Source organism: Limnohabitans sp. (genome assembly GCF_044373035.1).
Taxonomy (GTDB): Bacteria; Pseudomonadota; Gammaproteobacteria; order Burkholderiales; family Burkholderiaceae_C; genus Limnohabitans_A.
Genome location: NZ_JBILQU010000001.1, coordinates 1 through 25004 on the forward strand (window position 1 = coordinate 1; position 25004 = coordinate 25004).

Annotated in this window: 23 protein-coding genes; 7 read left to right on the forward strand and 16 right to left on the reverse strand. The window is 57.1% G+C overall.

Translation table 11 applies throughout. The features are described from left to right. On the reverse strand, positions 1 to 1027 hold a 1027-nt coding region (aceA, locus tag ACIQ47_RS00005; protein ID WP_396436227.1), incomplete at its 3' end, for an isocitrate lyase. A 229-nt stretch (positions 1028 to 1256) separates the two neighbouring features. On the opposite strand from aceA, the gene ACIQ47_RS00010 reads away from it, so the two are divergent. Further along, positions 1257 to 1631 carry a hypothetical protein gene (locus ACIQ47_RS00010; protein WP_396436228.1) on the forward strand — a complete coding sequence of 125 codons (375 nt, stop codon included), beginning with the start codon at positions 1257 to 1259 and terminating at the stop codon, positions 1629 to 1631. A 56-nt stretch (positions 1632 to 1687) separates the two neighbouring features. After that, complete coding sequence (locus ACIQ47_RS00015) at positions 1688 to 2092, forward strand: SWIB/MDM2 domain-containing protein (RefSeq protein ID WP_108353654.1); 405 nt, start codon at positions 1688 to 1690, stop codon at positions 2090 to 2092. A 96-nt stretch (positions 2093 to 2188) separates the two neighbouring features. Here ACIQ47_RS00015 and ACIQ47_RS00020 read toward each other — a convergent pair whose 3' ends face one another. Together ACIQ47_RS00020 and clpB are read right to left on the reverse strand one after the other, a co-directional pair. Beyond that, complete coding sequence (locus tag ACIQ47_RS00020; RefSeq protein ID WP_396436229.1) at positions 2189 to 3889, reverse strand: thiamine pyrophosphate-binding protein; 1701 nt, start codon at positions 3887 to 3889, stop codon at positions 2189 to 2191. 73 nt (positions 3890 to 3962) lie between these two features. Further along, positions 3963 to 6569: an ATP-dependent chaperone ClpB gene (gene clpB, locus ACIQ47_RS00025; protein ID WP_396436230.1), complete on the reverse strand. Its 2607-nt coding sequence runs from the start codon at positions 6567 to 6569 to the stop codon at positions 3963 to 3965. Between the two features lie 87 nt (positions 6570 to 6656). Here clpB and ACIQ47_RS00030 point away from each other — a divergent pair, with 87 nt between their 5' ends. Next, positions 6657 to 7208, forward strand: a complete 552-nt coding sequence (locus ACIQ47_RS00030) for a hypothetical protein (protein WP_396436231.1) — start codon at positions 6657 to 6659, stop codon at positions 7206 to 7208. A gap of 22 nt (positions 7209 to 7230) precedes the next feature. On the opposite strand, the gene ACIQ47_RS00035 is transcribed toward ACIQ47_RS00030, so the two are convergent. Genes ACIQ47_RS00035 through ACIQ47_RS00060 form a run of 6 tightly spaced genes read right to left on the reverse strand, consistent with a single transcriptional unit; the run spans position 7231 to position 13295 of the window. After that, entirely contained in the window at positions 7231 to 7719 is a 489-nt protein-coding gene (locus ACIQ47_RS00035; protein WP_396436232.1) for a molybdenum cofactor biosynthesis protein MoaE, read from the reverse strand. Positions 7720 to 7723: 4 nt separating this feature from the next. After that, the gene (gene moaD, locus ACIQ47_RS00040) at positions 7724 to 7975 is read right to left on the reverse strand and encodes a molybdopterin converting factor subunit 1 (protein WP_396436233.1); all 252 of its coding nucleotides are present in this window, start codon (positions 7973 to 7975) and stop codon (positions 7724 to 7726) included. Beyond that, positions 7972 to 9228: a gephyrin-like molybdotransferase Glp gene (gene glp / locus ACIQ47_RS00045; RefSeq protein ID WP_396436234.1), complete on the reverse strand. Its 1257-nt coding sequence runs from the start codon at positions 9226 to 9228 to the stop codon at positions 7972 to 7974. The genes moaD and glp overlap by 4 nt, the downstream gene beginning before the upstream one ends. 6 nt (positions 9229 to 9234) lie before the next feature. Then, positions 9235 to 10680: a threonine synthase gene (thrC, locus tag ACIQ47_RS00050; protein ID WP_396436235.1), complete on the reverse strand. Its 1446-nt coding sequence runs from the start codon at positions 10678 to 10680 to the stop codon at positions 9235 to 9237. Beyond that, a complete protein-coding gene (locus ACIQ47_RS00055) occupies positions 10680 to 12002 on the reverse strand; it encodes a homoserine dehydrogenase (protein ID WP_396436236.1) in 1323 nt (440 codons plus the stop codon). The genes thrC and ACIQ47_RS00055 overlap by 1 nt, the downstream gene beginning before the upstream one ends. Positions 12003 to 12053: 51 nt before the next feature. After that, the gene (locus tag ACIQ47_RS00060; RefSeq protein ID WP_396436237.1) at positions 12054 to 13295 is read right to left on the reverse strand and encodes a pyridoxal phosphate-dependent aminotransferase; all 1242 of its coding nucleotides are present in this window, start codon (positions 13293 to 13295) and stop codon (positions 12054 to 12056) included. Between the two features lie 122 nt (positions 13296 to 13417). Here ACIQ47_RS00060 and ACIQ47_RS00065 point away from each other — a divergent pair, with 122 nt between their 5' ends. From ACIQ47_RS00065 to ACIQ47_RS00075, 3 genes are all read left to right on the forward strand, one after another. Then, complete coding sequence (locus ACIQ47_RS00065) at positions 13418 to 13795, forward strand: Mth938-like domain-containing protein (RefSeq protein ID WP_396436238.1); 378 nt, start codon at positions 13418 to 13420, stop codon at positions 13793 to 13795. Between the two features lie 159 nt (positions 13796 to 13954). Beyond that, positions 13955 to 14440 carry a peroxiredoxin gene (locus ACIQ47_RS00070; protein WP_396436239.1) on the forward strand — a complete coding sequence of 162 codons (486 nt, stop codon included), beginning with the start codon at positions 13955 to 13957 and terminating at the stop codon, positions 14438 to 14440. Between the two features lie 156 nt (positions 14441 to 14596). Beyond that, complete coding sequence (locus ACIQ47_RS00075; RefSeq protein ID WP_396436240.1) at positions 14597 to 16321, forward strand: PhoH family protein; 1725 nt, start codon at positions 14597 to 14599, stop codon at positions 16319 to 16321. 21 nt (positions 16322 to 16342) lie between these two features. Here the strand turns inward: ACIQ47_RS00075 and dnaB are convergent, their stop codons facing one another. The 7 genes from dnaB to ppsA form a co-directional block, all read right to left on the reverse strand. Continuing rightward, on the reverse strand, positions 16343 to 17761 hold the full coding sequence (gene dnaB / locus ACIQ47_RS00080; RefSeq protein ID WP_396436241.1) for a replicative DNA helicase: 1419 nt from the start codon (positions 17759 to 17761) through the stop codon (positions 16343 to 16345). Positions 17762 to 17935: 174 nt separating this feature from the next. Then, entirely contained in the window at positions 17936 to 18388 is a 453-nt protein-coding gene (gene rplI, locus ACIQ47_RS00085; protein WP_396436242.1) for a 50S ribosomal protein L9, read from the reverse strand. 11 nt (positions 18389 to 18399) lie between these two features. Beyond that, a complete protein-coding gene (gene rpsR / locus ACIQ47_RS00090) occupies positions 18400 to 18681 on the reverse strand; it encodes a 30S ribosomal protein S18 (protein ID WP_019427495.1) in 282 nt (93 codons plus the stop codon). Between the two features lie 14 nt (positions 18682 to 18695). Continuing rightward, a complete protein-coding gene (gene priB, locus ACIQ47_RS00095; protein WP_296291994.1) occupies positions 18696 to 18983 on the reverse strand; it encodes a primosomal replication protein N in 288 nt (95 codons plus the stop codon). 17 nt (positions 18984 to 19000) lie between these two features. Next, on the reverse strand, positions 19001 to 19366 hold the full coding sequence (rpsF, locus tag ACIQ47_RS00100) for a 30S ribosomal protein S6 (RefSeq protein WP_108353641.1): 366 nt from the start codon (positions 19364 to 19366) through the stop codon (positions 19001 to 19003). Positions 19367 to 19461: 95 nt separating this feature from the next. Next, positions 19462 to 21588, reverse strand: a complete 2127-nt coding sequence (locus ACIQ47_RS00105) for a VC_2705 family sodium/solute symporter (protein ID WP_396436243.1) — start codon at positions 21586 to 21588, stop codon at positions 19462 to 19464. A 32-nt stretch (positions 21589 to 21620) separates the two neighbouring features. Next, positions 21621 to 24011, reverse strand: coding sequence for a phosphoenolpyruvate synthase (gene ppsA / locus ACIQ47_RS00110; RefSeq protein ID WP_396436244.1), 2391 nt, complete (start codon positions 24009 to 24011; stop codon positions 21621 to 21623). Between the two features lie 144 nt (positions 24012 to 24155). Between ppsA and ACIQ47_RS00115 the strand changes: the two genes are divergently transcribed. Then, positions 24156 to 24977 carry a pyruvate, water dikinase regulatory protein gene (locus tag ACIQ47_RS00115; RefSeq protein ID WP_396436245.1) on the forward strand — a complete coding sequence of 274 codons (822 nt, stop codon included), beginning with the start codon at positions 24156 to 24158 and terminating at the stop codon, positions 24975 to 24977. The last annotated feature ends 27 nt before the right edge of the window (positions 24978 to 25004 follow it).

Below are 25004 nucleotides of genomic sequence, written 5' to 3' on the forward strand. Positions count from 1 at the left end.
AAGCGATCTGGCTGTCGTTGAGGTTTTTCTTCCAGTTGAACGATGGCGAGCAGTTGTACGACAGCAGCTTGCCGGGGCAGGCTGCGTGCACGGCTTGCGCGAATTCGCGGGCGAAGCCGATGTCTGGAACACCCGTTTCACACCACACCAGGTCGGCGTAAGGGGCGTATGCCACGCCGCGGCTGATGGCTTGCTCCAGACCGTTCTTGACACGGTAGAAGCCTTCTTGTGTGCGCTCACCCGTCAGAAAAGGCTTGTCGTTGGCATCATGGTCAGAGGTGATCAGATTGGCCGCTTCAGCATCGGTACGGGCCAACACGATGGTAGACACGCTCATGACGTCCGCTGCAAAACGAGCAGAGATCAACTTCTCGCAAGCTTCATGCGTAGGCACCAACACCTTGCCCCCCATATGACCGCACTTTTTAACGGCCGCCAGTTGGTCTTCAAAGTGAACGCCAGCCGCGCCAGAGGCGATCATATTCTTCATCAATTCAAAAGCATTCAACACACCACCGAAACCGGCTTCTGCATCGGCCACGATGGGCAGGAAGTAATCGATGAATTCCTTGGAGCCCGGCTCAACACCACGGCCCCATTGGATTTCGTCGGCGCGCTTGAAGGTGTTGTTGATGCGGCGGACCATGGTGGGCACCGAATCGTACGCGTAAAGCGACTGGTCGGGGTACATGGTCTCTGACGTGTTGCCGTCAGCGGCGACTTGCCAGCCCGACAGGTACACAGCCTCCAGGCCGGCTTTGGCTTGTTGCATCGCTTGACCTGCAGAGATCGCGCCGAATGAGTTGACGTAACCTTTCTTGGCACCGCCGTTGACTTTTTCCCACAATTTTTCTGCACCGCGCTTGGCCAAAGTGTGCTCGATGGGCATGCTGCCGCGCAGGCGCACAACGTCGGCAGCGGAATAACCTCGCTTGACGCCTTTCCAACGAGGGTTGGTTGCCCAGTCTTTTTCTAGTGCGGCAATTTGCTGTGCTCGGCTGAGTTGTTGAGTGATGTCTGCTGGCATGGAAAACTCCTGTGGTCAAGTTGAAATCAAGCGACGGTTCAGCGGAATCTGTGCTGTCGTTTCATTTATCTTAACTCTTGTATAAGACCATAATTTTATCTTATGTCTTATATAAGACATATTTTTTTATGTTTAAAATCAACAACTTGCATAAAAAATTTTGCAATTCGAAATTACAAGTCATTATTCGAAATAGCCCGTCAAAATCAATTCACAAATTTTTTGTAATATGAAAATTGAGAACGGCCTATGGAAATACTCTGGAAACAACCCGATAAAGAAACAACCAGAACATTCACCAAGAGCGAAAACGGGGACTGGCGACGCCACTCAACTGTGGGGGCCCAGGTTCAATTCAAAAATGCCTGCGCCATCATTTTTAGACGAGCAAGAAAGCGTGAAAAGCCACCAAATGGCCCTTCACTCGGTGAATTTGAGCCGCGTACCAACGCCTTGGATGACCTACAAATGGCGTAGCAACAGCTTGAAAAAAGTTGTCAAGACCAACAAAAGCCAAACAACAAGGGCAAATCAGCAACAACATCGAGAGAAAAATGATTTTTATGCTTGGAAAGTGCCACTTTCTCCATTAGCATCCACATAGCTGTAAACACATCGTTTCTCAGCGGCGAACCAACTTCCGACCAAAGGAATTTCATCATGGCAACTGCGAAAAAAACCCCGGCCAAAAAAGCTGCAGCACCCGCTAAAAAAGCAGCACCGGCAACCAAGGCTGCACCCGCCAAAAAAGCGGCTGCACCGGCTAAAAAGGTGGCTGCCAAAGCACCCGCCAAAAAGGCCGCTCCTGCTACCAAGCGCACCCCTAACCCTGCTTTCATGAAGGCACTGACACCAAGCGCCGCTCTGGCTGCCGTGGTGGGCGCAGCACCTCTGCCACGCACCGAAGTGGTCAGCAAAATGTGGGTCTACATCAAGAAACACAAGTTGCAAGACAGCGTGAACCGTCGCGCCATCAACGCCGATGACAAGCTCAAGGCAGTTTTCGGCAAGGCACAAGTCACCATGTTCGAAATGGCTGGCCTGATCGGCAAGCACCTGAAGTAATTCAGTCGCTTGGCCACAAAAAACCCGCTTCGGCGGGTTTTTTTAATGGATCAACGGTCAGATCGCCAAGGCCGGACGAACTTCCATTCTTGGCAATCAAGTGGGGATTTGTCGCTTCAAAGCGGCTTGCGTGATGGCACTCAAAGTTCCGCGTGTCGAGATCACCTCTGGATCGAGCATGACCTCAATGAGCGTGCCCTGAGGTCGGGCCAATGCAGCCAGCAGCGCTGGCTCAAAGGCTACGGTCTTCTCGATGCGCACGCCCACGTAACCATAAGCCGCAGCCAAAGCGGCAAAGTCGGGGTTTTGCAGCTTCGAGCCCGTCACATGGTCGGGATATTCGCGCTCTTGGTGCATGCGGATGGTGCCGTACATGCCGTTGTTCAGCAGCACGATGATGCTTTTGCCGCCGTGTTGTACAGCCGTGGCCAACTCTTGCCCGTTCATTAAAAAGTCGCCATCACCAGCGATCGTGAAAGCCAAGCGCCCGGTCAACAAGTTGGCCGCAATGCCTGCGGGCACGCCATAACCCATGGCGCCTACGGTGGGGGCCAACTGGGTTTTGTGGCCTTTGACCAAGCCGTGGTGCTTGTAAAAACGATGCATCCAGCTGGCGAAATTGCCAGCGCCATTGGTCAGCACGGCGTCGGCTGGCAAATGCTTTTGCAGCGTTGCCACGATAGCGGGCATGTCGATGTCGCCGGGCAAGGTCTGTGGCTTGAGGTTGTCCATGTAATCGTTGTGCGCGGCTTGCGACCAATCGCCCCAAGGCAACTCGTTGGGCGCACTCAAGACTTCAAGGCTGCGGGCGGCCGCATTCATGGTGGCGTTGATGGCCAAATCAGCTTGGTAGACCCGGTTGAGCTCTTCGGCACTGGCGTGGATGTGCACCAATTTTTGATGTGTTTTAGGGGCCTGCAGCAAGCTGTAACCCCCGGTGGTCATTTCACCCAAGCGTGGGCCGATGGCCACAATCAGATCGGCATCGCGAACGCGTTGCGCCAAGCCTGGACCAATGCCAATGCCCACATCACCGGCATACAGCGGGTGGTGGTTGTCAAACGTGTCCTGAAAGCGGAATGCATTGGTCACAGGCAGCTGCCAGTTTTCGGCAAAGCGTTCCAGGGCTTGTGCGGCTTGCGGTGTCCAGCCACCGCCACCTGCAATGACCAAGGGCTTGCGGGCAGCCAGCAGCATGTCGCGCAGGTTGCGCAAGGCCCCTGGGTCGCTCCAAGCTTGAACAGGCTCCACGCGACCCAAGGCTTGGGCCTTCACGGGCTGGGTCAGCATGTCTTCGGGCAATACCAAGACCACCGGACCGGGCCGCCCGTTCATGGCGGTAGCGAAAGCGCGGGCCACATATTCGGGCACACGCTCGGGATCGTCCACGCGCTCCACCCGCTTGGCCATGCCTTTGGTCGAGGGGCCAAAAAAGTGGGTGTAATCCAATTCCTGAAAGGCTTCACGGTCACGGGTGTCGCTGGCCACATCACCGACAAACAGCACCATGGGCGTGGAATCCTGAAACGCGGTATGGATGCCAATCGACGCGTTGGTGGCCCCGGGCCCGCGTGTGACGAAACAGATCCCAGGCCGACCAGTGAGTTTGCCTTGGGCCTCGGCCATGAAGGCGGCCCCACCCTCCTGGCGGCAGGTCACAAAAGTGAGCTGGTCTTTGTACAGATGAAAACCATCGAGCACCGCCAGGTAACTCTCTCCTGGCACCCCGAAAGCATGGGTGACGCCTTGGGCCAGAAGGCATTCAACAAGCAGATGGCCAGCAATTTTTGAAGTCATCCCCCATTGTGCCCAAAGGCCCCTCGATCTGTCTGTCACAGCGGTGCAAGCTGGACCTGCACCGCTATGGAGATTAAGCTGCGTTGTCAGTCACCTTGAACTCAAATTGCCCCGGGTTATGCACCGGGTCGACCGACACCTCAATGGTGCATTTGGGTGGGAAACGACCTTCCAGCAAAAGTTTGGACAAGGGGTTTTCCAGCCGTTGCTGGATGGCCCTTTTTAAAGGTCTTGCGCCAAAGACCGGGTCAAAGCCCACCTTGGCCAATTCGGACAGGGCCGCAGAGCTGACCTTCAAGTTCAGGTCCATTCGGGCCAAGCGGTTTTTCAAGACGCCCAGTTGGATCTCGGCAATCGCGGCGATGTGCTGTGCATCCAGGCTGTGAAAGACCACGGTTTCGTCAATGCGGTTCAAAAACTCGGGTCTGAAATGGGCCTTGAGCTCATCCCAAACCGCGTCCTTGATGTCCTCGGCAGGCTGGCCCACCATGGCCTGAATCAAGTGGGAACCCAGATTGGAGGTCATCACGATCACGGTATTTTTGAAGTCCACCGTCCGGCCCTGCCCATCGGTCAATCGGCCATCGTCAAGGACCTGAAGCAAGACGTTGAACACGTCGGGGTGGGCTTTTTCCACCTCGTCAAGCAACAAGACGCTGTAGGGCTTGCGGCGCACAGCCTCGGTCAGATAACCACCCTCCTCATAGCCGACGTAACCAGGTGGCGCGCCGATGAGACGAGCCACCGAGTGCTTTTCCATGAATTCACTCATGTCCGTGCGAATCAGGTGGTCCTCGTTGTCGAACAAAAAGCCGGCAAGCGCTTTGCACAGCTCGGTCTTGCCCACACCCGTAGGCCCCAAAAACAAAAAAGAGCCAGTGGGGCGGTTCGGGTCGGAAAGCCCCGAACGCGAGCGGCGAATGGCGTTAGCCACGGCCGCAATGGCCTCATCCTGCCCGACCACACGTTGATGCAGTTTCTCTTCCATCTGCAGCAATTTTTCACGCTCACCTTGCATCATCTTGGACACCGGAATGCCGGTGGCACGAGACACGACCTCGGCGATTTCTTCGGCACCCACTTGGGTGCGCAGCAAACGGTGTACCGATTTTTCACCGGGTGCGGCTTCCTTTGCCTGCACTTCTTTAAGGATTTTTTCCAAAGCAGGCAACTTGCCATATTGCAACTCGGCCACCTTGTTGAAATCGCCCTTACGGGTCAGCTCTTCGATTTGCTGCTTGAGCTGGTCGATTTGCTCGCGCACCTGCTGCCCGCCTTGGGCCTGAGACTTCTCAGCGCGCCAGATTTCTTCCAAGTCAGCGGCTTCTTTTTTCAGCTTGACGATCTCTTCCTCAATCAAGGCAAAGCGTTTTTGTGAAGACTCGTCGCTTTCTTTGCGCACCGCTTCGCGTTCAATTTGCAGTTGAATCAAGCGGCGGTCTAGCTTGTCAATCACCTCGGGTTTGGAGTCGATTTCAATCTTGATCTTGGCCGCAGCCTCGTCAATGAGGTCAATCGCTTTGTCGGGTAAAAAACGGTCGGTGATGTACCGGTGGCTGAGTTCGGCGGCAGCCACGATAGCCGGATCGGTGATGTCCACGCCGTGGTGAATCTCGTATTTTTCCTGCAAGCCGCGCAAGATGGCAATCGTGGCCTCGACCGTGGGTTCATTGACCAAAATTTTCTGAAAACGACGCTCTAAAGCCGCGTCTTTTTCAATGTATTTGCGGTACTCGTCCAAGGTGGTCGCACCCACACAATGCAACTCGCCCCGCGCCAGCGCAGGCTTGAGCATGTTGCCCGCGTCCATGGCCCCTTCGGCCTTGCCCGCGCCCACCATGGTGTGCAACTCGTCAATGAACACAATGGTCTGGCCTTCGTCTTTGGCCAGTTCACTGAGTACGGTTTTCAGGCGTTCTTCGAACTCGCCCCTGAATTTAGCCCCAGCCAGCAAAGCCGCCATGTCGAGCGACAACACCCGCTTGCCTTTGAGTGAATCAGGCACCTCACCTGAGACGATGCGCTGAGCCAAGCCCTCGACAATTGCCGTCTTGCCCACACCGGGCTCGCCAATCAGCACAGGGTTGTTTTTGGTGCGGCGCTGCAAGACCTGGATGGCGCGGCGTATTTCGTCGTCTCGCCCGATCACAGGGTCAAGCTTGCCAATGCGGGCCCGCTCGGTCAGGTCGACGCAGTATTTTTTGAGTGCTTCGCGCTGGCCTTCGGCATCGGCACTGCCCACACTTTGCCCTCCCCGCACCGCTTCGATGGCCGCTTCCAGACTCTTGCGGTTCAGACCATGCTCTTTAACGATGCGCCCCGCCTCGGATTTGCTCTCGGTCAAGGCCAGCATGAACAATTCGCCCGCAATGAACGCGTCGCTGCGCTTGATCGCTTCTTTCTCGGCCGCTTGCAAAAGCTTGACCAGGTCGGGACCCACTTGCACCTGGTCTTGTCCGGTCACTTGCGGCATGCGCGACACAGCCGCTTCGGCAGCTTGCATCAGGGCAGGCACCTGAACGCCCGCACGTTGCAAGATGGCCTTGGGGCCATCGTCTTGCTTGAGCATGGCGACCAACAAGTGCACGGGTTCGATGTAAGCATGGTCTTTGCTCAAGGCCAGAGACTGGGCCTCCGACAAAGCTTCCTGGAATTTGGTCGTGAGTTTATCAATTCGCATGTGTTGATCTCCAATGCCAGTCATCTTGTGCTGAAAATGACATTTTCAAGGGAAAGACAAGCTGTCACTATTGCCTAAAATCAAAGCATGAACATTCACCAACTGTCCGTGAACCACGATGAGCGGCAAGACCGCTTGTTGCTGCGCTTGAACACCCAGGATTTGCAGGAGTTCCGTTTTTGGTTGACACGGCGCATGACACTGCGCTTGATGCCCGCCATCGAAAAATCGGCCAAGCGTCTGGAAGCCGCGCAACCCGGCGTGGCGGTCACCGATGCCCCATCGCAACAACTGCTGACCGAGCTCAAACGCGATGCATTTCTGAAAAAAACCGACTTTGCCACCCCTTTCGAAAACCGCGCCACCCAGTGGCCCCTGGGTGCTGAACCCCTGCTCATTACCGATGCCCACATGAGCATCCAACCAGGCGGGGCTTTAGAAATTTCTTTTGAAGACAAGTCCGACCCGACCCAAGCCCGATCCTGCCAGCTGCACCTGCAAGTCAGCCTGGTCCATGGCATGGCGCACTTGATTCGGCAAGCCAGCGAAAAAGCCGAGTGGTTGGCTGCGAGCAGCCCTATCCAAGCGACCGAGGCGGGACCCGTGCTGGCCCCAGAACCACCTCGCTACGCGCATTGAATCGCGCAGTTCAGGTCCTGCCTCAAGCGTTGTGAGCCTGAATGCCCCAACGGGCCAAAGCCGCATCGTCTGACACTCGGGCGTCCACCCAGTGTGGGCCCTCAGGGGTTTGCTCTTTTTTCCAGAACGGTGCCTGGGTTTTCAGGTAATCCATCAAAAATTCGCAAGCTTTGAAGCTCTCGCCCCGGTGCGCCGAGGTGACCGCCACCAGCACAATCTGGTCAGCCGGCAGCAAGCGCCCCACGCGGTGGACCACACGCGCCGCGTAAAAATCAAACCGCTGGTGCGCTTCATCGATCATGGCTTCGATTGATTTTTCGGTCATGCCCGGGTAGTGCTCCAATTCCATGGCCTGGACTTCGTCGTGCGCTTGACCGGTCAAGGCCCGGGTGTCGCGCACGGTGCCCACAAAGCTGCACACCGCCCCGACCCTCAAGTCCTGACCCTGCAAGGCGGCCAACTCGATGGACACGTCAAAGTCGTGCGTCTGGATGCTCACTCGGGACGACATGGCGTCAACCTCCGGTCACGGGTGGAAAAAAGCCGACCTCGCAGCCCTCCGTCAGGGCGGCGTTGTCTTCCACCATGAGCTGATTGAGGGCCATGCGCACCGGGCGGTCTGAAGACAGACAAGCACGGTAGTGCTCGCCCCGCGCCATCAACTCTGTTCGCAAAGCGGCCACATCGGCCGTCTGGGTCTCCACGGTTTCGTGAGACAAGCCAATGGTTTCGCGCAAGGAGGCGAAATAGCGAACTTGCACTTTCATACCAAGCACTCCGAAAAGGGCCAAAAATCGACCCATTGACCGGGCTCAATCGTCTGGCCACCCGGGTTGTCCACCACCCCATCGGCCCACACCACCGAGGTCAATACCCCCGAACTCTGGTTGGGAAACAGGTCCAAGCCACCTTGCGCATTGCGGCGCACCCGCAAGAATTCACGGCGCTTGTCGGCTTTGGTCCACGTGAAATGCGCAGGCAAGCGCTGGAGCGGCGGGCCTGATGCCGCCATGCCTTGCAATTGGCGCAGCAAGGGTCTGACCAAGAGCAAAAAGGTCATGAAACTGGACACCGGGTTGCCGGGTAAGCCTACGAAGTGGGCCACGCCCTCGGCGGACTGCCGCCGCACTTGGCCATAGGCAAAGGGTTTGCCCGGTTTCATGGCGATTTGCCACAGGTTCAACTCGCCCAAAGACTGCACGGCGGGTTTGACATGGTCTTCTTCGCCCACCGACACACCGCCGCTGGTCAGGATCAGGTCGTGGTGATCGGCGGCAGTTTTGAGCGCGGCCACCGTGGCCTCGCGCCGGTCCGGCACGATGCCCAAGTCACTCACCTCGCAACCCATGCGGTGCAACAAGCTGCACAGGAAAAAGCGGTTGGAGTTGTAAATACTGCCCGGGGGCATGTCCTGCGGGGCCACATCGCCCGGCATGACCAACTCGTCGCCGGTCGAAAACAAGGCCACCCGTGGGCGGCGCAAAACAGGCAGATGCGCCAGACCCAGGCTCGCGGCCAGACCCAGTTCGGCAGGGCCCAGTTTTTGACCACGCATCAAAGCAGTCTGGCCTTGGCGTATGTCTTCGCCGCTGCGGCGAATCCACTGCCCAGGTTCGGGCACCACCAAAAAGCGCACGCCATCGGCCTCTCCGGGCACGGGCTCGGCTTGCTCCTGCATGACGATGGCGTCGGCGCCTTCGGGCACAGGCGCACCAGTGAAAATGCGGGCGACTTGGCCTGGGGCCAACGGCTGCCCGGTGTGCCCGGCCGCGATGCGCTGGCCCACGCGCAAGGTGAGGCCTGGCTGCAACAAATCGGCGCGTCGCACCGCGTAGCCATCCATCGACGAGTTGTCAAAGGCCGGCACTTGCAAGGCCGAAACCAGGTCTTCGGCCAGCACACGCCCATCGGCATCAAAGGTGGCTACCGACTCGGCGTCGGTCAGGGGGCTGATGCACGCGAGCAGCGCCTGCAACGCGTCGTCCAAAGACATCAAAGGGGCGCGTGGGGCGGTGCTCATGGGCTTTCAGTCGCAGTGCTGCTGGATGTAGGCCTTGACCAAATCCACATCAGCTTTCATCACCTGAACGCGTTTGGGCAAGGCTTCGATGCCTTCATACTGCGGTGGACGCTCAGGCTGACGGCCCAAGGCTTCCACGATGGTGGCCGCGAACTTGATGGGCAAAGCGGTTTCGAGCACGATCATGGGCACCTGCGGGTTCAGAAGTTCTTGCGCCACCTTCACGCCGTCGGCGGTGTGGGTGTCGATCATGACACCGTAAGTTGCAAAGACTTGCTGAATGGTCTTCAAGCGGTCGGCGTGGGTGCTGCGGCCACTGTCAAAACCATAAGTGGTCGCGGCTTGGGCAAAGCGTGAGTCGCCTGATAGATCGAAGAAGCCTTGGCGGCTCAGACCTTCGCCAAAGATGGTCTTGGTTTTTGCAGCATCGCGTTCCAGCAGATCAAACACAAAGCGTTCGAAGTTGCTGGCTTTGGAGATGTCCATGGAGGGGCTGGAGGTCTCGTGCGTGTCGGCCGTGCCGCGCACGCGGTAAATGCCGGTGCGAAAGAATTCATCCAGCACATCATTTTCGTTGGTGGCCACCACCAAGCGGTCAATCGGCAAGCCCATCATGCGCGCCACATGGCCTGCACACACATTGCCAAAGTTGCCGCTGGGCACGGTAAAGCTGACCTTTTGCTCATTGCTCTGGGTGACCTGAAAGTAGCCTGCGAAGTAGTACACCACCTGGGCCAGCAAACGCGCCCAGTTGATGGAATTCACTGTACCGATTTTGTATTTACGCTTGAACTCCAGATCGTTGGAGACCGCCTTGACGATATCCTGGCAGTCGTCGAACACGCCTTCAATGGCGATGTTGTGGATATTTTTGTCGAGCAGGCTGAACATCTGCGCTTGCTGGAACGGGCTCATGCGGCCGTCGGGACTGGTCATGAAGACGCGGACGCCTTTTTTGCCGCGCATGGCGTATTCTGCCGCGCTGCCGGTGTCGCCGGAGGTGGCCCCTAAAATATTCAACGTTTCGCCGCGCCGCGCCAACTCGTATTCAAACAAGTTGCCCAGCAACTGCATGGCCATGTCCTTGAAGGCCAAAGTGGGGCCGTTGGACAAAGCCTCCAAATACACCTTGGGCTGGTCTTGGCCTGCAGCCTGCAAAGGCTTGAGCGGCACAATTTCTGGGGTGCCGAACACTTCAGGCGTGTAAGTCTTGCGGCACAGGGCCTGCAAGTCGCTCGGTGGGATATCGTCGATGTACAGCGACAACACTTCAAAGGCCAAAGCCGCATAGCCTTGGCATTGCCAGACTTGGCGCAAACGCGTCAGCGCCACAGCGTCAAGTTGTGGATAACTTTCAGGCAAATAAAGACCGCCGTCTGGCGCCAAGCCCTCGAGCAAAATGTCACAAAATTGTGGGCGGTCGGCGTGACCGCGTGTCGACAGGTAACGCATCAGTTCAACTCTTCCTTGCGAATGCGAACGATCGGAGCCATAACGGTGGGCAAGGCTTGCATCTGGGCCAATACCTCGCTCAGAGTGCCCTCACGCGTGTCGTGGGTCAAGATGATCACATCGGTCTGGTTTTCACCCGCTTGGCTGACCTGATCGGCCTCGCGCTGCAAGACTGCGTCGATGCTGATGTCGGCCTGGGCCAGCAAACCGGTCAACTTGGACAGCACACCGGCTTGGTCGGCCACGCGCAAACGCAGGTAATAACTGGTCACCACCTCAGACATGGGCAACACGGTCAAGTTGCTCATGGATCCCGGCTGGAAGGCCAAATGCGGCACGCGGTTGAGGGGGTCTGCCGTGTGCAAACGGGTAATGTCCACCAGGTCAGCAATCACCGCGCTGGCGGTGGGCTCGGAGCCTGCGCCTTTGCCGTAATACAAAGTGGTGCCCACGGCATCGCCTTGCACCATCACGGCGTTCATCGCGCCTTCGACGTTGGCGATCAAGCGCTGAGTCGGCACCAGGCTAGGGTGCACGCGCAGCTCAATGCCTTGTGCGGTGCGCTTGGTGATACCGAGAAGCTTGATGCGGTAGCCCAATTGCTCTGCGTATTTGATGTCAGCTGCGGCGAGCTTCGTGATGCCCTCGACATAGGCCTTGTCAAACTGCACCGGAATGCCAAATGCGATCGCGCTCATCAAGGTGACCTTGTGCGCTGCGTCCACGCCCTCGATGTCAAAGGTCGGATCGGCTTCGGCATAACCCAGACGCTGGGCCTCCTTGAGCACATCGCCAAAGTCCAAGCCCTTGTCGCGCATCTCGGACAGGATAAAGTTGGTGGTGCCGTTAATGATGCCCGCCACCCACTGGATGCTGTTGGCCGTAAGGCCCTCGCGCAGCGCCTTGATGATCGGAATCCCACCCGCCACAGCGGCTTCAAAGGCCACCATCACACCTTTGGCTTGCGCAGCGGCGAAGATTTCGGTGCCGTGCACGGCGAGCAAGGCTTTGTTGGCGGTCACCACATGCTTGCCGGCAGCAATCGACTCCATCACCAGCGCTTTGGCAATGCCGTAGCCGCCGATCAATTCGATCACGATGTCGATCTCGGGGTTGGCAATCACGGCACGGGCATCGCCCACCACCTGAACGCCCTCGCCCACCAGGGCTTGGGCACGCGCCACGTCCAAATCGGCCACCATGGTGATTTGAATACCACGACCTGCACGGCGCTGGATTTCTTCCTGGTTGCGCCTGAGCACATTGAAAGTGCCGCTGCCCACAGTGCCCATGCCCAAAAGGCCCACTTTGATCGGTTTCATTTTTATCTTCTTTACTGCATTGCGCCCGAAAGACTCGGGCAGGGATTGAATTCAGGCCCCCAAGGCTTGGGTGCCAAACCGTTGGCGTGCCCCCTCTAGAAAACGGGCGATGCGGGCAATGGCCTCGCGCAAGTCGTCTTCATGGGGCAAAAACACGATGCGGAAATGGTCGGCATCAGGCCAGTTGAAACCCGTACCCTGAACCAACATGACTTTGGTTTCTTCAAGCAACTGCAAAAAGAAATCCTGGTCATCTTGTACCGGGTAAATTTTGGGGTCGAGCTTGGGGAACATGTACAAAGCCGCACGGGGTTTGACGCAACTGACACCCGGGATCGCCGTGATCAGCTGGTGCGCCAAATCGCGCTGCTTACGCAACCTTCCGCCCTCGCCCACCAATTCATTGATGCTCTGATGCCCTCCCAAGGCCGTTTGAATGGCCCACTGGCCCGGCACGTTGGCGCACAAACGCATGTTGGAAAGCATGTTCAGGCCCTCGATGTAATCGCGGGCTCTTTTTTTGTCGCCCGAAATCACCATCCACCCCGCACGGTAACCGCAAGAGCGGTAGCTTTTGGACAAGGAGTTGAAAGTGAGGGTCACCACGTCTTGTGACAAACTGGCAAGTGGTGTGTGCTTGACGCCGTCATACAAAACCTTGTCGTACACCTCGTCGGCAAAGATAACCAGGCCATGCTCGCGGGCAATGGCCACGATGCCCTTGAGCAACTCATCGGCGTACAAGGCGCCTGTGGGATTGTTGGGGTTGATGACCACAATGCCCTTGGTGCGGGGTGTGACCTTGGCACGGATGTCGTCCAAATTGGGCATCCAACCATTGGCTTCATCGCAGCGGTAATGCACAGGCGTGCCCCCCGACAAACTGGCCGCCGCTGTCCAAAGCGGGTAATCGGGCGATGGCAACAGCAACTCATCGCCATCGTCCAGCAAACCATTGGTGGCCATCACGATCAACTCGCTGGCCCCGTTGCCCAGATAAATATCGTCCAATGTCACGCCCAAGATGCCTTGTTTCTGGGTCTCGTGCATCACGGCTTTGCGGGCGGCAAAAATGCCTTTGCTGTCCGAGTAACCCGCCGAATTGGGCAGGTTGCGGATCATGTCCTGCTGAATCTCTTCGGGTGCATCAAAACCAAAAACTGCCAGGTTGCCGATGTTCAGCTTGATGATCTTGTGGCCGTCTTCTTCCATCTGACGCGCTCGGTCCATGATGGGGCCGCGAATGTCATAACAAACGTTGGCAAGCTTGGCAGATTTCTGAATGGGCTTCAAAGTGCCTCCAAAGGCAATGTGGATGCGGGAAAACCTATAATTTGACCACATTTCCGTGGCCTCTTCGGGGCAGTTTTCAGAGCTTGACCTTTAATTGCGCCTCCCATCACTTTTTCCATCTCATGAAACTCCAGCCCGACAAATCCAACGCACCCACCATCAACGCTTACGACAGGGCCTGGGTCGAAGTCAATGGCGTGCGGCATACACAGTCCTTGGCCGTGAGCAGCCTGCCCGATGTGCCACCTGGAGCCTGGGCGACGGGCCATTTCGATGCGCTGAGCACCAGCGATTTCAGCCCATGGGCCCAAAGCGGGGCAGAGCTCGTCTTGTTCGGCAGCGGACAAAAACTGCGTTTTGCCAAGCCGCAATGGCTGCAAGACCTGATCGTGCGTGGCATCGGGGTAGAAACCATGGACACTGCTGCGGCATGCCGCACCTACAATATCTTGGCCAGCGAAGGACGCAAAGTGGTCGCCTTACTTTTGATCGAGTCCTAAAGCATGCATTCTTTCGTGGTTTTTTTTCCCGCCATTTGCCTTCGAATGCCAGCGGCTGTTAAGGGTAAAATAGCAGGCTGTCGAGGCCCAAGGCCTTTAGCGAAATTGACACCAGTCAATGGTGGCACCCGCTCAACCAGTCAAGCGAGATAAAGTTCAATGGCGATCGTTCTCAACAAACCCCTTCCCGAATTTGAAGCCAATGCCACCAGCGGTCTGAAAGTTTCGAACATTTCTCACGTTGGTCAAACCGTTGTTTTGTTTTTCTATCCCAAAGACAACACCCCCGGCTGCACCACCGAAGCCATGCAGTTTCGCGACAAATACAAAGATTTCGTGAAAGCCGGTGCCTTGGTCCTTGGCGTGTCCCGTGACAACATGAAATCTCACGACGATTTCAAAGCCAAGCTGGAGCTCCCCTTCGAGTTGATCGCCGACACCGAAGAAAAGATGTGTCACATGTTTGGTGTGGTGAAAAACAAGATCATGTATGGCAAAAAGGTCAAAGGCATTGAGCGCAGTACCTTCTTGATCGGGACCGACGGCACACTCAAACAAGAGTGGCGCGGCCTGAAAGTACCCGGCCATGTCGAAGAAGTGTTGCAGGCCGTCAAAGACCTGAAAAAAGCCACTGCTGTGGCTTGATGTTGCCAGCCTGTGTTGTCACAGGGCTCGTGCATAATGATTTCATGACGCTGAAACGCAGTCCCTCAACATCCCATTTTTCAAGCCGCCCGGGTCTCCGGGCGGTTTTTTGTTTTTCTGGTGTCCGAATTTTCAATCATCTAAAGGCCTTCGTTCATGCCATTGCCACCCGCTCCCTCCCACCGCGCCAGTCGCTTGACCCACACAGCCTTTGAAAGCAGCGAGACGCCAGCCGATGCGCCCGTCATGGTGCAAATCGAAACGAAACGGGGCTTGACCAGCGAGACACCCGAAGCCAGATCAGTCAAACGTCCCTCAAAACCTCGCAAGAACGAAGCCAGATCAATGGCACCCATGCTGCCTTTGAAGGCACAGACCCCTTCAGACACTGCACCCGAAAACATGTCGCAGGCCGAGTCCAGGCCCGCTTCAGGTGCATCAGCGCGTCGGGGGAGCAAACCCGCTTCGGCCCGCACCCAACACCGCAATGGCCCAAGTAAGCTCTTTGTTCTCGACACCAATGTGCTGATGCACGACCCGATGAGCCTGTTCCGCTTTGAGGAACACGATGTCTTTTTGCCCATGATCGTGCTGGAAGAGCTCGACGGCCACAAAAAAGGCATGACCGAAGTGGCGCGCAATGCCCGTCAAGCCAGCCGCTCGCTCGACGCTTTGGCCTCTGGGCAAGGGCAAGACCTGAGCCAAGGCTCACCCTTGAGTATCACGGGCCACTCGGATGCCACAGGACAGTTGTTTTTCCAGACACAGGCGCTCGACCTGAGCCTGCCCCTGGCGCTGCCGCAAGGCAAAGCCGACAATCAGATCCTGGGCGTTGTCAAGGCGCTGGGCCAGCTGCATGCACCTCGTGAAGTGGTGTTGGTGTCCAAGGACATTAACATGCGCGTCAAGGCCCGCGCGCTGGGGCTGCAAGCCGAGGACTACCAAAACGACAAGACCCTGGAAGACGGTGACCTGCTGTACCCAGGCTCCATGGCTTTGCCGCCTGACTTTTGGCTCAAGAATGGCAAAACAGTCGAAAGCTGGCAGCAAGGCACCCACACCTTCTACCGCATCAACGGCCCCATCGTGCCAAGCCTTTTCATGAATCAGTTCGTGTATTTCGAGGCGCCCGGAGAACCGAGCCTGTTTGCTCGCGTCAACGAAATTCGTGGCAAGACGGCGGTGCTGCGCACGCTGAAGGACTTCAACCACCAAAAGAATGCGGTTTGGGGCGTCACCACACGCAACCGAGAACAGAATTTCGCGATGAACCTGCTGACCGATCCGGACATCGACTTTGTGACGCTGGCGGGCACCGCTGGCACGGGTAAAACCCTGATGGCCCTGGCCGCAGGCCTCACTCAGGTGCTGGATGATCGCCGTTACACCGAGATCATCATGACACGCGCTACGGTGAGTGTGGGCGAAGACATCGGCTTTTTGCCCGGCACCGAAGAAGAAAAAATGGGCCCCTGGATGGGCGCGCTGGACGACAACTTGGAGTTTTTGGCCAAGGGCGAGGGCGGCAACGCCGGTGAATGGGGCCGCGCTGCGACCAACGAGCTGATCAAGAGCCGCATCAAAATCAAGAGCATGAACTTCATGCGCGGTCGCACCTTCATGAACAAGTACGTGATCATCGACGAAGCGCAAAACTTGACGCCCAAACAGATGAAGACCTTGATCACCCGCGCAGGTCCGGGCACCAAGATCATCTGCATGGGCAACCTCGCCCAGATCGACACGCCCTACCTGACCGAAGGCTCATCAGGGCTGACTTACGCCGTCGACCGTTTCAAAGGTTGGGCGCACGGTGGTCACATCACACTGGCACGCGGTGAGCGCTCCCGACTGGCGGACTTTGCCAGCGAAGCCCTGTAACGATCAAGCTGCCGTCGGGTTTCAATAATCATCGCTCAGACCCGACGCCAGGCTCTCAAAACGGGTCAGATTTTTCAGGAAAGTGAGGCGGACCGTGCCTGTCGGTCCGTTACGCTGCTTGCCGATGATGATTTCAGCCACCCCGGGATCTTTGGAATCCTTGTGGTAGTAATCGTCACGGTAAATGAACATGATGATGTCCGCATCCTGCTCGATGGCACCGGACTCACGCAAGTCGCTCATCATGGGGCGTTTGTCGGTTCGTTGCTCGACACTGCGGTTCAACTGCGACAAGGCAATCACCGGGCACTGCAGCTCTTTGGCCAGCATTTTCAGTCCCCGCGAAATCTCGCCCAGTTCGGTGGCGCGGTTGTCACCGCCCGCACCGCCCGAACCACTCATCAGCTGCAAATAGTCCACCACAATCAGTCCCAGCTTGCCGCATTGGCGCGCCAGACGCCGAGCATTGGCCCGTAATTCGGACGAGGTCAGGCCTGGCGTTTCGTCGATGTGCAAGGACACGGTGCGCAGTTTTTCAATGGCCTCGGTCAAGCGTGGCCACTCGTCATCGCTGAGCTTGCCTGTGCGCAAATGACCTTGATCGATGCGACCAATCGAGCCCACCACACGCACCGCCAACTGCGATGCGCCCATTTCCATCGAAAACACCGCCACTGGCAAGCCCTCGTTCAAGGCCACATGCTCGGCGATGTTGATCGCAAAAGCCGTTTTACCCATGGAAGGTCGTGCCGCCAACACCACCATGTCCCCGGGCTGCAAGCCCGAGGTCATGCGGTCCAGGTCATAGAAACCTGTGGGAACCCCAGTGATGTCATTGGGGTTGTTGGCCATCTCCTGCACGCGGTCGAGCAACTCCACCACCAGCGTGTCCATCGACTGAAAGCCCTGCTTCATGCGCGAACCTTCTTCACCGATGTTGAAGATTTTTTGCTCGGCCTCGTCCAGGATGCGGTCAATCGCCTTACCCTGTGGATTGAAGGCGTTGGTCGCGATCTCGTCGCTGGCCGACACCAGTTTGCGCAAGATCGAGCGCTCGCGCACGATCTCGGCATAGCGGCGGATGTTGCTGGCGCTGGGCACGTACTGCGCCAGAGAATTCAGGTAGCCCAAGCCCCCCATCTCCTCCGCCTTGCCCTGATTTTGCAACTGCTCATTCACAGTGATGACATCGGCGGGTTTGGAAGCATTGACCAGCGCCCCAATGGCGGCATAAATCAGCTTGTGTTCGTGCCGGTAAAAGTCGTTGTCAACCAGTAAATCCCCCACACGGTCCCAAGCACCGTTGTCCAGCAACAAGCCGCCCAGAACACTGGACTCGGCTTCAATCGAATGCGGCGGCACGCGCAGCTTGGCCACCGGGTTATCGCCGGTAAGGTCGGAGTTGAAGGTGTTCAAGGAAGGAGCAAAAACGGCGGACATGGGTGAAAGGCCTCAAAAGACCATAGTAGTCGCAAAAACGCTGCAAGGTTGGGATAAAGCTGTGGATAAGCTCTGTGCATCCGGTGTGCTGTCCTGTAAAAGTCAGATCGCGGAGCCAAAAGAAAAAAAGCCGCCAAGCACAAGGCCCGGCGGCTTTTCAGAAAGCAGTGAAAATCAGGCTGTTTCGCCGTACACCGTCACGGTCAAGTCCACCACCACGTCGGTGTGCAATGCCACCGACACTGTGGAGTCGCTCACCAATTTGATGGGGCCGTGGGGCATGCGGATCTGGGACTTGACCAGTTTGTAGCCTTGCTTGTTCAGTTCTTCGGCGATGTCGTGGTTGGTCACGGAACCAAACAAACGGCCATCCACACCGGCTTTTTGGGACAACTTGACCACCAAGCCAGACAATTTCTCGCCTTGAGCTTGGGCTTCGGCCAATTTGGCAGCAGCGGCTTTTTCCAATTCAACGCGGCGAGCTTCGAACTCGGCCTTGTTGGCTTCGGTCGCACGGCGTGCACGACCTTGGGGGATCAGGAAGTTACGAGCGTAGCCGTCTTTGACTTTGACGATATCGCCCAGATTACCCAGGTTCACAACCTTTTCGAGCAGAATGATTTGCATGGTTGGACTCCTTAGACTTTGTGCTGGTCGGTGTAGGGCAACATGGCCAAGAAGCGCGCGCGCTTGATGGCGGTGTTGAGCTGGCGCTGGAAAATGGCACGGGTGCCAGTCAGGCGCGCAGGGATGATTTTGCCGTTTTCGGCGATGAAGTCACGCAAGGTGTCCACATCTTTGTAGTCGATTTCTTCGACGCCAGTGACCGTGAAGCGGCAAAAACGCTTGCGCTTGAACAGCAGTGACTGGGTGTTGCGCTTAGGGCGCTTGTCTTTGTTGAATTTTTTGAACGTGGCCATGGGGCCTCCTGAAATTAATCTTGCTGAAACTCTTGAATGTGCAACACGACACTTTTGCCTTGTCGAGGGGTGGCCAAAAAGCCCTGAAACGTCCAGACACTGCCTACCGCTTGCAGGGCCAGTCTTTCGGCCAATGACCCAATGGCCAAGGCACGAAGTTTCAACTGGACTTTGCGCATTTGCCCGGCCTCTTGTACTTCAGAGGCGTGCTCCAGAATCAAATCAAGAGCAGGCAAACCAGCGGGGGTGTATCGCAAAGCGGCGTGCTCGGCAATACAGGCTTTCAGTTCGGTACGGTTCACTCCTCAACAGGTCAGTATCAAGCGGCGAATTCGGCTTGTTGTGACTTGCGGGCTTCTTCGCGCTCGACCGTCTTCATCATGGAAGAAGGACCGGCGTCGGCTTTTTTCTTCAGCACCGTCAGGTGGCGCAGCACGGCATCATTGAACTTGAAGGCGTGCTCGAGTTCGGCCATCACGGCTTGGTCGGCTTCAATGTTCACGCACAGATAGTGCGCTTTGCCCAGTTTATTGATCTGATAGGCCAACTGACGGCGGCCCCAGTCTTCCACACGGTGAATGCTGCCGCCGCCGGCAGTGATCATGCCTTTGTAGCGCTCCAGCATGGCCGGCACTTGTTCGGACTGATCGGGATGGATCAGCAAAATGATTTCGTAATGACGCATTGAGACTCCTTGAGGTTAACCCAAATGGTTGGAATAGCTGCCCCCAGCGTCTGTCGGGGTGCAGCAAGGCGAAGCCCATTATTATAGCCTGAACATCACAGTCCCGGATAGTTGTTGGGCGGCTCGGCTTGGGGAGCCTGTGAACGCAGGTTTGGGCCTATCAGGCTCTGCGGGATCAGCCAGGTGGCCAGCACCATGACCACAAAACCAACTGGGACCCCAAAAACGCCTGCGGATAAGGGCTGAATGCCCCACCACAAGCCGCCATAAGAGTCCAACTCCCAAAAATGGCGGAAACCAGGGGCATTGACCACCATGTAAAAAATCGTCACCCCCAAACCCGACAGCATACCCAGTACCACCGCCGCACGATGCACCCGCTGCCAGGCCATCCCCAACACCATGCCTGGAAAAAAGGCAGATGCAGCCAGCGAAAAAGAGGCTGACACCAAGGCCAGGATTTCTGCGGGTTTGAAAGCCGCCACCACCGCCGCCAGCATGGCCACCGCCAGCAAAGCGAACTTGGACAGGATCACCCGCCCTTCCGAAGACTTGGGGCCATTGACGCCGTTGGGCCGCATGTCGCGCACCAAAGCATTGCTGATCGTCAAGAGCAAACCATCGGCTGTCGACAAAGCGGCTGCCAGCCCACCGGCTGCCACCAAGCCAGACACCACAAAAGGCATCCCGCCCAATTCGGGCGTGGCCAACATGATCATGTCTGCCCCGAGCTTGAGCTCACCCAGTTGCAAAAAGCCATCGCCGTTGACGTCCGAAAACGACAGCAAGGCCGAGTCCAACCTGGCCCACTGCGCCATCCAGCTGGGCAAGTCAGCAAAGCTGCTGCCCACCAAGGTATTGAGCACCTCGAACTTCACCAGCACAGCCAAAGCGGGCACGCTGAGGTAAATCAGGCCGATGAAAAACAAGGACCAGGCCACTGAGCTGCGCGTCTCGGACACCGAGGGCGAGGTGTAAAAGCGGGTCAACAAATGCGGCAATCCTGCCGTGCCAATCATCAGGCAAAACACCAGGGCCAGAAAATTCAAACGCGACTCGCTGAACAATTTCTCTTGAGCCAGCCCGCCATCGGGTTCCCCGGTGAAAGCCTGCGTGTGCGGTGGCATACCCCCCAAAGGCCGCGCACGCTCCAGGTTGTCGTGCATCGCACGGGTCCACAGCTCGCGGGCTACAAAGGGTTCGTGAGGCACGGCCAGCAGCTCACGGCGGACTTGGGCAATGGTGGCGAAGTCGGCCTCCTGCGCTTTGAGCAAGCGGATTTTTTCCTCCAAGTCCTGGCGCAGATCGACCATGGCAGCGTCCACATCTTGCAAGCGCTCAGCATAGAGCTTGGCCCGCTGAGCGTATTCGCGTCGAACTTCCAGCTCGGCCGGGTCGTCCATGAGCCGCTTTTCGATGCTGGCAATGGCCGAAAGCTGCGCACCATAGACCCAAGGTGCAACAGGGTTGCCCAGTTGTTTGTAAGCCAGCCAGGACACCGGAATGAGAAAGGCCAACACCAGCATGATGTACTGTGCCACCTGGGTCCAGGTGATGGCCCGCATCCCGCCCAGAAAAGAGCACAGCAAAACACCACCCAAGCCCAACAAAATACCGATTTCGAATTGCACACCGGTGAGTCGTGAAGCGATCAGGCCAATCCCATAGATCTGGGCAACCACATAGGTGAATGAACACAGCACCGAGGCCAGCGCCGCAATCACCCGTGGCCATCGACCGCCATAGCGCTGGTCGAAGTAGTCGGGCAAGGTGTACAAGCGCATAGCACGCAATTGAGGTGCAATCAACAAGGCAACCAGACAAAAACCGCCGGTCCAGCCGATCACATAGGCCAAGCCACCGGGCTGGTTGCCGCTGCCGGAAAAGCCTTGCAGGTACAGCGCACCCGCCAAACTGATGAACGAGGCCGCGCTCATCCAGTCTGCCGCAGTGGCCATGCCGTTGTACATGGCCGGGATGCGCCGACCGGCCACGTAATACTCGTCCTCGTTCGTGGTTCTGCCCGCGATTCCGATCAGCGCGTAGATCATGACCGTGCTGAACAGAAAGATCGGGCCGATCAAGTTGCGCGACAGGCCTGAGCGCTCAGCCCAGGCCATCACCCCGATCAAACTCAAAAGAAAAACAACGTAAATCAGGACGTTGCGGTGCAGTCGCCAGCGATAAGCCGAAGACATGGCGACGTCAAGTGGTTGGCTCATCGCCTTGTCCTGATCATGTGGAGGCCTCGGGCTCAGCGCCCCAAATTCGTCCAAGTCTCGATGACGGTGTCCGGGTTCAACGAAATCGAGCTGATGCCTTGGTCCATCAACCAATGCGCAAAGTCCGGATGATCCGACGGGCCTTGACCGCAAATCCCAATGTATTTGCCTTTGGACAAGCAGGCTTTGATGGCTTGAGAAATCAAGGCCGTCACGGCAGGATCCCGCTCGTCAAAATCGGCAGCCAAAAGCGGCATGCCTGAGTCGCGGTCCAAACCTAAAGTCAGCTGAGTCAAGTCGTTCGAACCAATCGAGAAACCATCGAAAAAATCAAGAAACTGCTCCGCGAGGATGGCGTTGCTCGGCACCTCGCACATCATGATCAACTTGAGCTCGTTTTCGCCGCGGCGCAGACCTTGGCTGGCCAGCAGTTGCGTGACCTTCTCGGCCTGCCCCAAGGTGCGCACAAAGGGCACCATGATCTGCACATTGGTCAGGCCCATCTCGCCTCGTACCCGCTTGAGGGCTTCGCACTCCATGGCGAAAGCCTCGCCGAAGTCTGCGCTGATGTAGCGCGCAGCACCCCGAAAACCCAGCATCGGGTTTTCCTCTTCCGGCTCGTAGCGGCTGCCGCCAATCAGCTTGCGATATTCGTTGCTCTTGAAGTCCGACAGTCGCACGATGACCGGCTTAGGCCAGAAGGCAGCGGCGATGCTGGCCACGCCTTCGGCGACCTTGTCAACATAAAAAGCGCGGGGGGAGGCGTGGCCACGGGCTACCGACTCCACGGCTTTTTTCAGGTCAGCGTCGATGGCGGGGTAATCCAGGATGGCCTTGGGATGCACGCCAATGTTGTTGTTGATGATGAACTCCAGACGGGCCAAGCCCACGCCGGCATTGGGCAGCTGGGCAAAGTCAAAGGCCAGTTGGGGATTGCCCACATTCATCATGATTTTGGTTTTGATCTCAGGCAGCACGCCACGCTGGATCTCGCTGATTTCGGTTTCGAGCAGCCCATCGTAAATGTGCCCGGTATCGCCCTCGGCGCAGCTGACGGTGACCAGACTGCCTTCGGTCAATTGCTCGGTGGCATTGCCACAACCGACCACTGCAGGAATGCCCAGTTCGCGAGCGATGATGGCGGCGTGGCAAGTGCGCCCGCCCCGGTTGGTCACAATGGCGCTGGCGCGCTTCATCACCGGTTCCCAGTTCGGATCGGTCATGTCGGTCACCAAAACATCTCCCGGCTGAACTTGGTCCATCTCACTGATGTGGTGAACCAGGCGTACCGGGCCGGTGCCAATCTTTTGGCCAATCGCCCTGCCCTCAGCCAATATGGCGCTTTTGCCTTTGAGTTTGTAGCGCAGCTCGGGCGTGCCTTTGGTCTGGCTTTTCACAGTCTCTGGGCGGGCCTGCAAGATATACAGCAAGCCGTCGGTGCCATCCTTGCCCCATTCGATGTCCATGGGGCGACCGTAATGCTGCTCGATAACCACCGCATAGCGGGCCAGTTGCTCGACATCGTCATCGGTCAGACTGTAGCGGTTGCGCAGCTCGGTGGGCACGTCGGTGGTTTTCACCAGCTTGCCCGAAGCCGCTTTTTCTTGCGCGCTGGTGAACACCATCTCAATAAGCTTGGAGCCCAGGTTGCGACGTATCACGCTGCGCTTGCCAGCTGCCAGCATCGGCTTGTGGACATAAAACTCGTCCGGGTTGACGGCACCCTGCACCACCGTCTCGCCCAAACCGTAGCTCGAGGTAATGAACACCACATCTTCAAAACCCGACTCAGTGTCAATGGTGAACATGACGCCCGCCGCACCCAAATCAGAGCGCACCATGCGCTGAACGCCAGCCGACAAGGCCACGTCGGCGTGGGCAAAGCCTTTGTGCACCCGGTAACTGATGGCGCGGTCGTTGTACAAAGAGGCGAACACCTCTTTCATCTTATGAAGAACATCGTCGATACCGACCACGTTCAAAAAGGTTTCTTGCTGACCGGCAAACGAGGCATCGGGCAAATCTTCGGCAGTGGCCGAAGAACGCACCGCAAATGAAGACTCCGGATTGCTGCCCTGCAGGCGCACAAACTCCTCGCGGATGGCTTTTTCGAAGTCGACGGGAAAGGGCTGGGCTTCGACCATGGCGCGAATTTCGGCACCCGCTGCAGCCAAGGCGCGCACGTCTTCGGTATCCAAAGCGTCTAAACGGGCATTGATGCGTTCGGTCAGGCCTGCGAAAGCCAAAAATTGCCGAAAAGCGTGGGCGGTGGTGGCAAAGCCTGTAGGCACACGAACGCCCGAGGGCAATTGAGAAATCATTTCCCCCAAGCTGGCATTTTTGCCCCCGACCGACTCGACGTCGGTCATGCGCAACAACTCAAAGGGAACGACCAAAGCGGTCTCGCTGAAAAGATCAGACATGCAAAGCTCCAAAGTTAAAACTCGGCTCCATGGTGCAGGTCAGGGTTGTGTTGTTCTTTGAATTGAACCCCGAGCGGACAGCGGTGGATAATTGACTGATTTTAGGGGTCATGTTGACCCCGGCCATTGAAATAAATGACGAGCATGCCAAAACGCACTGTATTTTTCATATCTGACGGCACAGGCATCACCGCCGAAACTTTTGGCAACGCCATCCTGGCCCAATTCGACATGAAGTCTCGCCATGTTCGATTGCCATTCACAGACACCATCGACAAAGCACACCAAGCGGTGCGGCAGATCAACCACACCGCCGACACAGAAGGCACCAAACCGATTGTGTTCACCACCCTGGTGAACATGGATGTCCTCAAAGTGCTTCAAGAACATTGCCAGGGCATGCTGCTCGACATGTTCGGTACATTTGTCAATCCACTGGAAGCCGAGCTCGGCATCAAGTCGCACCACCGGGTAGGACGTTTTTCTGATGTGAGCAAAAGCAAGGAATACCACGACCGGATTGAAGCCATCAATTTTTCGCTGGCGCACGACGACGGTCAATCGAATCGCGATCTGGAGTCGGCGGATGTCATTTTGGTGGGTGTCAGCCGCAGCGGCAAAACTCCCACCAGCCTTTATTTGGCCATGCAGCATGGCTTGAAAGCGGCCAACTACCCCTTGATCCCGGAGGACTTTGAGCGCAAACAGCTGCCACCCGCGCTGATGCCACATCGCTCGAAAATCTTTGGCCTGAGCATTCAGCCGGAGCGACTGTCAGAAATCCGCACGGAGCGCCGCCCCAACTCGCGTTACGCCAGCCTTGAAAACTGCCGCATGGAAGTCTCTGAAGGTGAAGCCATGATGCGCCGATCAGGCATCCGTTGGCTGTCGACCACGACCAAGTCCATCGAAGAAATCGCCACCACGATCTTGCAAGAGATCAAGCCGGACCGCCTGATCTACTGAAAAAGACAACCTCAAGGACCTGGGACA

What these genes read in the sequence shown, in the direction of transcription:
- ACIQ47_RS00010 (WP_396436228.1), top strand. Translation starts at nt 1,257, where the DNA reads ATGAAAATTGAGAACGGCCTATGGAAATACTCTGGAAACAACCCGATA.
- ACIQ47_RS00015 (WP_108353654.1), top strand. Translation starts at nt 1,688, where the DNA reads ATGGCAACTGCGAAAAAAACCCCGGCCAAAAAAGCTGCAGCACCCGCT.
- ACIQ47_RS00020 (WP_396436229.1), bottom strand. Translation starts at nt 3,889, where the DNA reads ATGACTTCAAAAATTGCTGGCCATCTGCTTGTTGAATGCCTTCTGGCC.
- clpB (WP_396436230.1), bottom strand. Translation starts at nt 6,569, where the DNA reads ATGCGAATTGATAAACTCACGACCAAATTCCAGGAAGCTTTGTCGGAG.
- ACIQ47_RS00030 (WP_396436231.1), top strand. Translation starts at nt 6,657, where the DNA reads ATGAACATTCACCAACTGTCCGTGAACCACGATGAGCGGCAAGACCGC.
- ACIQ47_RS00035 (WP_396436232.1), bottom strand. Translation starts at nt 7,719, where the DNA reads ATGTCGTCCCGAGTGAGCATCCAGACGCACGACTTTGACGTGTCCATC.
- moaD (WP_396436233.1), bottom strand. Translation starts at nt 7,975, where the DNA reads ATGAAAGTGCAAGTTCGCTATTTCGCCTCCTTGCGCGAAACCATTGGC.
- glp (WP_396436234.1), bottom strand. Translation starts at nt 9,228, where the DNA reads ATGAGCACCGCCCCACGCGCCCCTTTGATGTCTTTGGACGACGCGTTG.
- thrC (WP_396436235.1), bottom strand. Translation starts at nt 10,680, where the DNA reads ATGCGTTACCTGTCGACACGCGGTCACGCCGACCGCCCACAATTTTGT.
- ACIQ47_RS00055 (WP_396436236.1), bottom strand. Translation starts at nt 12,002, where the DNA reads ATGAAACCGATCAAAGTGGGCCTTTTGGGCATGGGCACTGTGGGCAGC.
- ACIQ47_RS00065 (WP_396436238.1), top strand. Translation starts at nt 13,418, where the DNA reads ATGAAACTCCAGCCCGACAAATCCAACGCACCCACCATCAACGCTTAC.
- ACIQ47_RS00070 (WP_396436239.1), top strand. Translation starts at nt 13,955, where the DNA reads ATGGCGATCGTTCTCAACAAACCCCTTCCCGAATTTGAAGCCAATGCC.
- ACIQ47_RS00075 (WP_396436240.1), top strand. Translation starts at nt 14,597, where the DNA reads ATGCCATTGCCACCCGCTCCCTCCCACCGCGCCAGTCGCTTGACCCAC.
- dnaB (WP_396436241.1), bottom strand. Translation starts at nt 17,761, where the DNA reads ATGTCCGCCGTTTTTGCTCCTTCCTTGAACACCTTCAACTCCGACCTT.
- rplI (WP_396436242.1), bottom strand. Translation starts at nt 18,388, where the DNA reads ATGCAAATCATTCTGCTCGAAAAGGTTGTGAACCTGGGTAATCTGGGC.
- rpsR (WP_019427495.1), bottom strand. Translation starts at nt 18,681, where the DNA reads ATGGCCACGTTCAAAAAATTCAACAAAGACAAGCGCCCTAAGCGCAAC.
- rpsF (WP_108353641.1), bottom strand. Translation starts at nt 19,366, where the DNA reads ATGCGTCATTACGAAATCATTTTGCTGATCCATCCCGATCAGTCCGAA.
- ACIQ47_RS00105 (WP_396436243.1), bottom strand. Translation starts at nt 21,588, where the DNA reads ATGAGCCAACCACTTGACGTCGCCATGTCTTCGGCTTATCGCTGGCGA.
- ppsA (WP_396436244.1), bottom strand. Translation starts at nt 24,011, where the DNA reads ATGTCTGATCTTTTCAGCGAGACCGCTTTGGTCGTTCCCTTTGAGTTG.
- ACIQ47_RS00115 (WP_396436245.1), top strand. Translation starts at nt 24,156, where the DNA reads ATGCCAAAACGCACTGTATTTTTCATATCTGACGGCACAGGCATCACC.